8 protein-coding genes are annotated in these 8,688 nt (G+C 74.7%); 4 read left to right on the top strand and 4 right to left on the bottom strand.

The genetic code is table 11. From position 1 onward, the window contains the following. Positions 1 to 171: 171 nt before the first annotated feature. The gene (locus tag ACIQOV_RS14615; RefSeq protein ID WP_401048570.1) at positions 172 to 1,452 is read right to left on the bottom strand and encodes an ROK family protein; all 1,281 of its coding nucleotides are present in this window, start codon (positions 1,450 to 1,452) and stop codon (positions 172 to 174) included. Positions 1,453 to 1,469: 17 nt separating this feature from the next. Between ACIQOV_RS14615 and ACIQOV_RS14610 the strand changes: the two genes are divergently transcribed. Next, positions 1,470 to 2,744: an MFS transporter gene (locus ACIQOV_RS14610; protein WP_401048568.1), complete on the top strand. Its 1,275-nt coding sequence runs from the start codon at positions 1,470 to 1,472 to the stop codon at positions 2,742 to 2,744. 101 nt (positions 2,745 to 2,845) lie between these two features. Continuing rightward, complete coding sequence (locus ACIQOV_RS14605; protein WP_401048567.1) at positions 2,846 to 3,418, top strand: HutD family protein; 573 nt, start codon at positions 2,846 to 2,848, stop codon at positions 3,416 to 3,418. Between the two features lie 171 nt (positions 3,419 to 3,589). Here the strand turns inward: ACIQOV_RS14605 and ACIQOV_RS14600 are convergent, their stop codons facing one another. Then, entirely contained in the window at positions 3,590 to 4,483 is an 894-nt protein-coding gene (locus tag ACIQOV_RS14600; RefSeq protein WP_401048571.1) for an esterase/lipase family protein, read from the bottom strand. A 203-nt stretch (positions 4,484 to 4,686) separates the two neighbouring features. Between ACIQOV_RS14600 and ACIQOV_RS14595 the strand changes: the two genes are divergently transcribed. Then, positions 4,687 to 6,000, top strand: coding sequence for a PucR family transcriptional regulator (locus ACIQOV_RS14595; protein WP_401048566.1), 1,314 nt, complete (start codon positions 4,687 to 4,689; stop codon positions 5,998 to 6,000). Between the two features lie 66 nt (positions 6,001 to 6,066). Here the strand turns inward: ACIQOV_RS14595 and ACIQOV_RS14590 are convergent, their stop codons facing one another. Beyond that, the gene (locus tag ACIQOV_RS14590; protein ID WP_401048564.1) at positions 6,067 to 6,822 is read right to left on the bottom strand and encodes an acyltransferase; all 756 of its coding nucleotides are present in this window, start codon (positions 6,820 to 6,822) and stop codon (positions 6,067 to 6,069) included. Between the two features lie 106 nt (positions 6,823 to 6,928). On the opposite strand from ACIQOV_RS14590, the gene ACIQOV_RS14585 reads away from it, so the two are divergent. After that, complete coding sequence (locus ACIQOV_RS14585) at positions 6,929 to 7,699, top strand: maleylpyruvate isomerase family mycothiol-dependent enzyme (protein ID WP_401048562.1); 771 nt, start codon at positions 6,929 to 6,931, stop codon at positions 7,697 to 7,699. Positions 7,700 to 7,810: 111 nt separating this feature from the next. Here the strand turns inward: ACIQOV_RS14585 and ACIQOV_RS14580 are convergent, their stop codons facing one another. Next, positions 7,811 to 8,584, bottom strand: a complete 774-nt coding sequence (locus ACIQOV_RS14580; protein ID WP_380353113.1) for an enoyl-CoA hydratase family protein — start codon at positions 8,582 to 8,584, stop codon at positions 7,811 to 7,813. Between the last annotated feature and the right edge of the window lie 104 nt (positions 8,585 to 8,688).

The following is an 8,688-nucleotide window of genomic DNA, read 5'->3' as shown; positions in this document are numbered from 1 at the left end:
CCCTCGTAGTGGCGGCTCACGCCGCTCAGTTCGATCACCGGATCACTGCTCACTACGAGTGTATGATAGTCACGATAAGTGACGGTTTTCGCAGTCCCAGCTTCCGCTTATCGCCTTGATCGCCCTGTCGCCCTGTCGCCCTCGATCGCCGTCGATCGCTGTCGATCGCCGTCAGGGCAGAACCGGCACCGACTGCGGATCCGCCAGGTACGGCCCCCAGCCCAGCTCGGCCGCGCCCGCCAGCGCGCCGTGCGCCAGCTCCGCGCCGACGATCGGCACCCGGCCGCTGCGCCCCCACAGGCTGCGCTCGGCGACCACCGACCGCAGCCGGTCGGGCGCGGCCTCCAGCAGGTGGAGGTGCAGCCCGCTGAGGACCACCCGGTCGGGGTTGAGGATGTTGGCGACGCCCGCCAGGCCGAGCCCGAGCCGGTCGATGACGTGCTCCACCGCGGCCCGCGCCCGGTCGTCCGTCGCGGCTGCCCGGCACAGCTCGCGCGCCTGGTCGAGCAGCGGGCGCCCCGGCTCCGGGGTGAGTCCGGCGGCGGCGAACAGCGCGTCGGGGTCGGTCTCGGAGTTGAGGCAGCCCCGGTTGCCGCACTTGCACGGTCGGCCCTGCGGGTCGACGGTGAGGTGGCCGACCTCCAGGGCCAGGCCGGCGCTGCCGGTGTGCAGGTGGCCGTCGATGACGAGCGCGCCACCGACGCCGCGGTGGCCGGACGTGACGAAGAGCAGGTGGCGGGCGCCTCGGCCGGCACCGTGCCGGTACTCGGCGAGCGCGGCCAGGTTGGCGTCGTTGGCGATCGCGGTGGGCAGCGGGCGCATCGCCCTGGGACCGTGGTCGGCGCGTCCGACCTCGACGTCGTACAGGTCGGCGACCGGGGTGCCGCTGGGCCACGCGAAGTGCAGCGCGGCGAGGGCGGCGCCGTCCGGCTCGGTGACCGGGTTGGGCAGCGCGAGGGCGGCACCCAGACAGCGACGGTCGGTCGCGCGGGCCAGCTCGGCGCCCGCCACGGCGACGGCGCGCAGCATCCGGACCGGGTCGGTGGCGGCGGGCAGCGGCAGATGGACTGGCGGGTCGAGCAGTCCGCCGAGGCCGGCCAGGGTGACGCTCAGTCCGTCGGCGTGGATCTGCCCGGCGACCACGACCGGGCCCTGCGGGTCGATCGCGAGCCGGTGCGAGGGGCGACCGCGGCCCCCGCCCGCCGGGCGCGAGTCGACGGTGATCAGGCCGAGCGCCTCCAGTTCGGCGGTGACCGCGCCGGCCGTGGCCCGGGTGACGTCCAGTGCCCGGGTGAGCGCCGAACGGGTCGGCGTCTGGCCGGTGTGGATCAGCGAGAGCGCAGGACCCAGCAGCGTCCGGCCCCGGTCGGGCGCGGCGCGACGGTGACCGTCGCGCTGCGCGTCGGAGTCGGTTCCGGTACCGGGCCTCGGGCTTGATGGTGAGAGCTGCACGCCCCTATTGTGACTTTGTGTCGCTTCGAAACAAAATCGGTCCACTCGCGCGCCCGAACCATCATCCCTCCTCCCAGTCTCGCAGCACACCCCCGGCGGCCGACAGCCCCTGGCGGGCCGCACGTGTCGCCCTCACCGCGTTCTTCGCCATCGACGGCTTCCTCTTCGCCGCCTGGGTCGTCCGGATCCCCGACATCCGCAGGCAGGTCGACGCCTCGCACAGCGCCCTCGGGCTCGCCCTGCTCTGCCTCTCCATCGGCGCCGTCCTCACCATGCCGATGATCGGCCGGCTCTGCCTGCGGTACGGCTCGCGCCCGGTCACCGTCGGCTCGCTCGCCCTGCTCAGCCTCGCCGTCCTGCTGCCCGCCCACGCCCACTCGGTCACCGCGCTCGGCGGGGTGCTGCTGCTGTTCGGCGCGGGGTACGGCGGGGCCAACGTCGCGATGAACAGCGCCGCCGTCGACCTGGTCGCGCAGTTGCGGCGGCCCGTGATGCCCAGCTTCCACGCCGGGTACAGCTTCGGCGGGCTGGCCGGCACCGGGGTCAGCGGACTGCTCGCCGGCCCGCTGAGCACCGCGTGGGCGCTCGCCCTCAGCGCCGCGCTGGGCATGGCCGTCACGGTCGGCGCGGGAATCGTCCTGCTGCGCAGCCCGGCGGCGGCAGCCGTCGCACCGCATCGTGCGGGCCGTGCCGCGGAGTCGTCCGGCACCGCGACGGCGGATGCCGGCTCGGCCCGCGCCCGCACCCGGCTGCTCGTCCTGCTGCTCGGCCTCACCGCGCTCTGCACCGCGTACGGCGAGGGCGCGGTCGCCGACTGGGCCACCCTCCACCTCACCGACGACGTCCGGGCGAGCTCCGTGGTGGCCGCCACCGGCTACGGCGCGTACGCGTTCGCGATGGCCGGCGGGCGCGTCGGCGGCACCTGGCTGTCCATCAGGCTCGGTCAGAACCGGCTGATGCTGCTCGGTGGGCTGACGGCGGCCGTCGGCATGCTGATCGCCGCCCTGGCACCGGTGGTGCCGGTCGCCATCTGCGGGTTCGTCCTGGTCGGCCTCGGCCTGGCCAACCTCTTCCCGCTCGCCATCGCCCGGGCCGGCGAGGCCGGTGGGCCGCAGGGCGTCGCGTTCGCCTCCTCGCTCGGCTACGGAGGGATGCTGATCGGCCCGGTGGTGATCGGTTTCCTCGCCGACGCCGCCGGACTGCCGCTGGCCCTCACCACCGTGACGCTCGCGGCCACGGTGGCGGCGCTCCTGCCGCTGTCGGTCGGGCGGCGGGTGACAGCCGACAGGTGACAACCGACAGCCGACAGCCGACGGATGACAGATGACAGATGACAGATGATGAAATCTGTTATCCGTCATCCGCCCTCCGCCATGTGACAGGATGCGGGGCCATGACGAGCAGCGAAGGCTTCCGGGTACTGCGGGCGAGCGAGCGCCCGGCGACGGCGTGGCTCAACGGCGGCGGCGTGACCAGGGAGGTCGCCGGGTTCCCCGCCGGAGCCGGGCTGGACGCCTTCGACTGGCGGGTCAGCCTCGCGGACGTCGCCTCGGCCGGGCCGTTCTCCCCGTTTCCCGGAATCGACCGGGTGATCACCCTGGTCGAGGGCCCCGGCATGGCACTCACTGTCGACGGCACCGAGCGGCTGGTCGACGCGCCGTTCCGGCCGTTCGCCTTCTCCGGCGACGCCACCACCGACTGCCGCCTGCTGGCCGGCCCGGTGGTGGACTTCAACGTGATGACGCGCCGCGGGCGGGTCCAGGCCACGGTGGAGCCGGCCACCATGGCCACCGCGGTCGACGTCCCGGTCGGAGGCACCGGCCTCCTGGTCTGCCTCGCCGGCACGGCCTCCGTCGACGGTGTCGAACTCACCCGCTACGACGCCGCGTTGCTCCATGCCCCGGGCACGTACGCGCTGCACCCGAACGGCACCACCGCCGTCGTCGGCTTCCGCACCACCCCCTGACAGCGGGCAGGCCGGCGGGCGGACGGGCCGACACGCCGGCAGCCGCCGCACCGGCGCACCCTCGCACCGGCGCACCCTCGCACCCTCGCACCCTCGCACCGGCACGGAACGGCGCTCCCGCCTCCCGGAACACCCGGAGGCAGGAGCGCCGTCACCAGCCCGCCGTCGGACTCACCCGCAGAGCACCGGTGTGGCGTGCGCCGGGTCCAGGGCGTTGGTCACCAGGTGCAGCGCCGTCGGCGAGAACGCGATCCCGACGTGTTCCACCAGCGAGACCGGGCAGTGCCCCTGCACCACCTCGTTGTCGACGCCCGGGCCGCTCAGGAACTGGGTCCGCCACGGCGTGACGACCTCGTCGAGGACCGTCGAGACCACGGTGTAGCTCACTCCCGGCACGGTGTCCGGCCGGGAGGCCATCACCTTGTTGAAGTCGGAACCCACCGCCTGGTCCCGGCAGGCCTGGCAGACCGTGAAGATCAGGTCCGCGACGCCCGGGAAGTACGGCACCAGGTTGGTGATCCCGTCGAGCGTCGTGCCGTGGTTGGACGGCGCCAGCCCGACCATCCTGCCGACCTTGGAGGCGCCGCCGAGGAACTTGAGGTAGTAGTTCGGCATCATGCCGCCCTGGGAGTGCCCGACGATGTCGACCTTGGCGGCACCGGTCGCGTTCCGCACCAGGTCCACGAACCGGGCGAGTTGGGCCGCCGATTCCGGGACCGGCCCGAGGCCGCCGATCGGCAGCAGCAGGCCGCTGCCGCTGGAGGTGATGCCGGGAATGGTCCCGTAGTCGAGGGCGAAGACGCAGTACCCGAGGCTCTTCAGCAGCGGGGAGAGCGCCAGCCAGTTCTCGTAGCGGTTGGCGAAGGTGCCGTGCACCAGGACGACCGGGTCGGGGTGCGCGGTGCTCGGCCGGCAGGTCCAGTCGTTGGCGCCGGGCGGTGAGGCCACCGTGTCACCGTCGGGCGGCAGTTCGGCGGATCCGTCAGGCGTTGCGGTCACGGCAGCGGCAGCCGGCGCCGAAGGGGACGTGGCGGCGCCCGCCGGCGACGCCGTCGCCCCGACCAGCAGCGCCCCCGCCAGCAGCAGGACGCCCAGAGCGCCACCGGCCCTGCCGCGCACGGGAGTTGCGGGGAAGCGGAGAAGTGGGGTTCTCAACTGTTGCCTCCACAGCGGAAGTTTGTTACCAACAGGTAACCCGAGGGCTCCATCATGCGGTCGCCCCTCCGGCCCGGCCCTTGGGCGTCCCCCAGACCTGGACGGTGTTCTCTGTGACCGGTCACAACGCACCCCACTGCCCGCCCCCGAACACCTCCGACCGGCCGCCGGACTGGCGCGTCCCGGCGATCGGCGGGCTCCCGGCCGACCAGCGACTGCTCGGCGGCGCGCGGGAGCTGGCCGAGACCGTGGTCGCCGCCCTGGTGGAGCGGGTGCCGGCCTACCGCCGGATGCCCCGCGAGCAACTCACCGGCGAGCTGACCCGGGACACCGAACGCCGCATCCGCGCCCTCGCCCACACCGTACGGACCGGGGTCCCCGCCCCCGCCGAGGAGTTCACCACCGTCCGGGAGGCCGCCGCCCGGCGCGCCGAGGAAGGCCTGCCGCTGGACGCCGTGCTGCTCGCCCACCACCTCGGCCTGGAGGTCTGCTGGGAGTTCGTGACCCGGCACGCCCGGGACGGCGACGCCGCCGACCTGCTCGTTCTCAACCGGCTGCTGCTCGACCAGCTCCGCCGGGCCGCCACCGCCGCCGGGGCGGGCTACCTCGACGGCCGGCACCCGACCACCGACCGGCGCGGCGCCACCCGGCGCTCCCTGCTCGGCGCGCTCCTCGCGGGCACCCCCGCCGACGAGGCCGCCGGCCGCGCCGGGCTCCGGCTGCCCACGGGGTACGCCGTGCTCTGCCTGTCCGTCGCCGACCATCCCGACGAGCGCTCCCCCGGCGTCGACCCGGGCATCGCCGCCCGCCGCAAGCTCCGCCGGTTCGAGGCCGAACTCGACCACCGCACCCGGCAGTCGGCACTCACCGCACTCACCCCCACGGGCGGCCTGGTGCTCGTCCCGTTCGGGCCGTCACCCGGTCCGGACGGGGACGATCCCGACGAGGCGCCCTGGCCGCTGCTCGCCGCCACCCTCGCCGCGGCGGCCCGCGCGGCCGGCGCCCCGGTACTGGCCGGGGCGGCCTCCGCGACCCCCGCCGAGGTGCCCGGCGCGGCCGCCCTCGCCCACGAAGTCCTGGACGTGGCCCGGGCGTTCGGCCGGCCTCCGGGCCTGCACCGGTTGGACGACGTCCTGCTGGAGTACCAGCTCACCCGGCCCGGCCAGGCCCGCTCCCGGCTCGCCGCTCTGCTCGAACCGCTGGCCGACAGCGGGGAGTTGCTCATCACCCTGCGCACCCACCTGGCCGGGGGCCTGAACCGCCGGCACACCGCGAGCGCCCTGCACCTGCACCCGAACACCGTCGACTACCGGCTGCGCCGGATCGCCGCGCTGACCGGTCTGGATCCGACGCGCCCCGCCGACATCCCGCGGATCACCGCCGCCATCACCGCCCGCACCGCCGAACAAGCTTCCCTCGCGGGGTAGTTCAGGCCGCTCGCGAGTTCAAGGCGCTGCACCGGGCGGAGGGCGCCGGCCCCTTCGCGGGCGACGTCAGCCCGGCTCCCCCGGCAGTCGCAGGTCCCAGCCGACCAGGGCGCGCAGCTGCTCCGCGGTCACGCCGTCCGGCACCGGCTGCGGAGCGTCGTGGCGCAGCGGCGGCTGCCAGCCCTCGTCCTCGGTCCAGCGGCGCACCACCTTGGCCGGCGCCCCGGCGACCACGCTGTGGTCGGGCACCTCACCTCGCACCACGGCCCCCGCCGCGACCACCACGTTGCGGCCGATCCGCGCCCCCGGCAGGATCACCGAACCGGTGCCGATCCAGCTGCCCGCGCCGATCTCCACCGGTTCGTTGCGCGGCCACTGCTTGCCGATCGGCAGCTCGGTGTCCCGGTACTCGTGCGCCTGGTCGCTGATGTACACGCCCGGCCCGGTCCACACGTCGTCGCCGATGACGATCGACTGGTGGCCGACGATGTGGCTGTCCCGGCCGATCACGCAGCCGCCGCCGATCCGCACGATCGGCTCCGGCCCGAGGTCGAGCCCGGGCAGGAACCCGGCGCTGATGGTGACCCGCTCGCCGATGATCGAGAACGGCCCGATGGTGATCCACTGCTCGTTGAACACCGCCCCGAGCGGGAAGCTGAGCGTCGTGCCGTCCCCCAGCTCGCCGAACCGGTACGGGCCGGGGTTGCGGTTGGTGACCGCGCCGGTCCGCTGCACCCAGCGCCAGCCCCGGTGGACCAGGCGTCCGGCGGCGCGGCGGCCACCGGTCCGGACGGCTGAGACGAGGGAACGGGTTATCGGCATGCGCTCACGTTACCGGCCCGTAGCGTCCGCCCGATCGCCGGGAGGCGTCCGAGGAAATGTCCGAAGTCCGCGACCGGCGGCCGATCGCGGTGGAAGACTCCGTCCCATGGAGATCACCGAGCACATCGACGCGCTGCGCCTCGAAGGCACCCGGCTCGCCGAGGCCGCAGCCCGCACCGAGCTGTCCGCCCCCGTACCGACCTGCCCGGAGTGGCGGCTGACGGACCTGCTGCGGCACATCGGCTCCGTCCACCGCTGGGCCGCCGCCATTCCCTCCCAGGGCCTGCGGGCCCGGCCGGACGAGGCGGACGCGCAGGCCGCCGTCGGACCGATGCCCTCGGACGCCGCACTGCTCGACTGGTACCGCGAGGGCCACGCCGCCCTGGTGGACGTGCTCACCGCCGCGCCCGCCGACCTGGAGTGCTGGACCTTCCTGCCCTCGCCCCGCCCGCTGGCGTTCTGGGCCCGGCGCCAGGCGCACGAGACCTCCATCCACCGCCATGACGCGGACGCCGCCGCCGGGGCGCCCGGTCCGGTCGTGGACACCGCCCTCGCCCTGGACGGCATCGACGAACTGGTCAGCGGCTTCATGACCCGCAGCCGCTCCGCGCTGCGCAGCGACCGGCCGCGCACCCTCCAGGTCCGGGCCACCGACGGGGCCGGCTCCTGGCGACTGACCATCACCCAGGAGCCGCCGGTCGTCACCACCGGCGAGAGCTCCGAGCCGGCCGACCTGACCCTCACCGGCCCTGCCCACGAGCTCTACCTGCTGCTGTGGAACCGGCTGTCCGCCGAGCAGGCCACGGAGACCAAGGCGATCGGCGATCAGGACCTGCTCGCCGTGTGGAGCGACGCGGCGGCGGTCCGCTGGTCGTGACGCCGCCGCACGCGGGCGGCCGCGACGCCCGGGGACGCCAGCACACGCGCTGGCCCGGGGGGCGGCGCAGCCCCCCGGGCCAGCGGGCCCGTCGCCCGGGGAACCCCGCCGTCAGCGCACCCAGCGCGCGGGCCGCTTCTCCAGGAACGACCGCATCCCCTCCTGCGCCTCCTCCGAGCCGAAGAGCCGCGCCGACAGCTCCACCAGCTCGTCCGAGTCCCGCTCGAAGGAGCGCACCACCTCGGCGTTGGCCAGTCGCTTCGACTCCGCCAGGCCCTGCGGGGAGCCCAGGCGCAGCGCGTCCAGCAGGCCCTTCAACACCACGCCGGTGGACTCGGCGGAGTCGGTGGCGCTGGTGATCAGCCCGATCCGGGCGGCCTCGGCGGCGTCGAAGACCTCGCCGGTGAGGTAGTAGCGGGAGGCGGCGCGCGGCTCCAGCTTCGGGCGCAGCGGCAGCGAGATGACGGCGGGCGCGAGGCCGAGCCGCACCTCGGTGAAGGCGAAGGTCGAGGCCGGTCCGGCGACGGCGAGGTCGGCCGCGCCGACCAGACCGAGCCCGCCGGCCCGGACGTGCCCGTCGATGACGGCGATCACCGGCTTCGCGCAGTCCACGATCGCCCGCTGGAGCTCGACCAGGCCGCGCGGGCCGACCGTCGGGTCCGCGCCGGTCGCCTCGGAGAGGTCGGCACCCGCGCAGAACACCTTTCCGGTGTGTCCGAGCACCACCGCGCGGACCTCCGGGTCGGCCGCGGCGGAGGCCAGCCCGGCGTGCAGTTCGGCCATCAGCCGGGTGGAGAGCGCGTTGCGGTTGTGCGGCGAGTCGAGGGTGAGCGTGGTGACGGCGTCGGCGGTGCTGACGTGGACGAGGGGCGCTGCGCTGGTCATCGGCGGGCCTGCTTTCCGGCTGAGGGTGGGTCGGACTGCGGGTGGGTCGGAACTGAGGGTGGGTCGGAACTGAGGGTGGGTCGGAACTGAGGGTGGGTCGGAAC

This window comes from Kitasatospora sp. NPDC091257, from assembly GCF_044757675.1.
In the GTDB taxonomy this organism is placed as follows: domain Bacteria; phylum Actinomycetota; class Actinomycetes; order Streptomycetales; family Streptomycetaceae; genus Kitasatospora; species Kitasatospora lactacystinica.
The sequence above is the reverse complement of the archived record's forward strand: the minus strand, read 5'-3'. Positions and strand labels throughout refer to the sequence as shown.

Excerpts from the sequence above, each read along its gene's own strand:
- ACIQOV_RS14585 (WP_401048562.1), top strand. The coding sequence starts at position 6,929 with ATGGAGATCACCGAGCACATCGACGCGCTGCGCCTCGAAGGCACCCGG.
- ACIQOV_RS14580 (WP_380353113.1), bottom strand. The coding sequence starts at position 8,584 with ATGACCAGCGCAGCGCCCCTCGTCCACGTCAGCACCGCCGACGCCGTC.
- ACIQOV_RS14590 (WP_401048564.1), bottom strand. The coding sequence starts at position 6,822 with ATGCCGATAACCCGTTCCCTCGTCTCAGCCGTCCGGACCGGTGGCCGC.
- ACIQOV_RS14605 (WP_401048567.1), top strand. The coding sequence starts at position 2,846 with ATGACGAGCAGCGAAGGCTTCCGGGTACTGCGGGCGAGCGAGCGCCCG.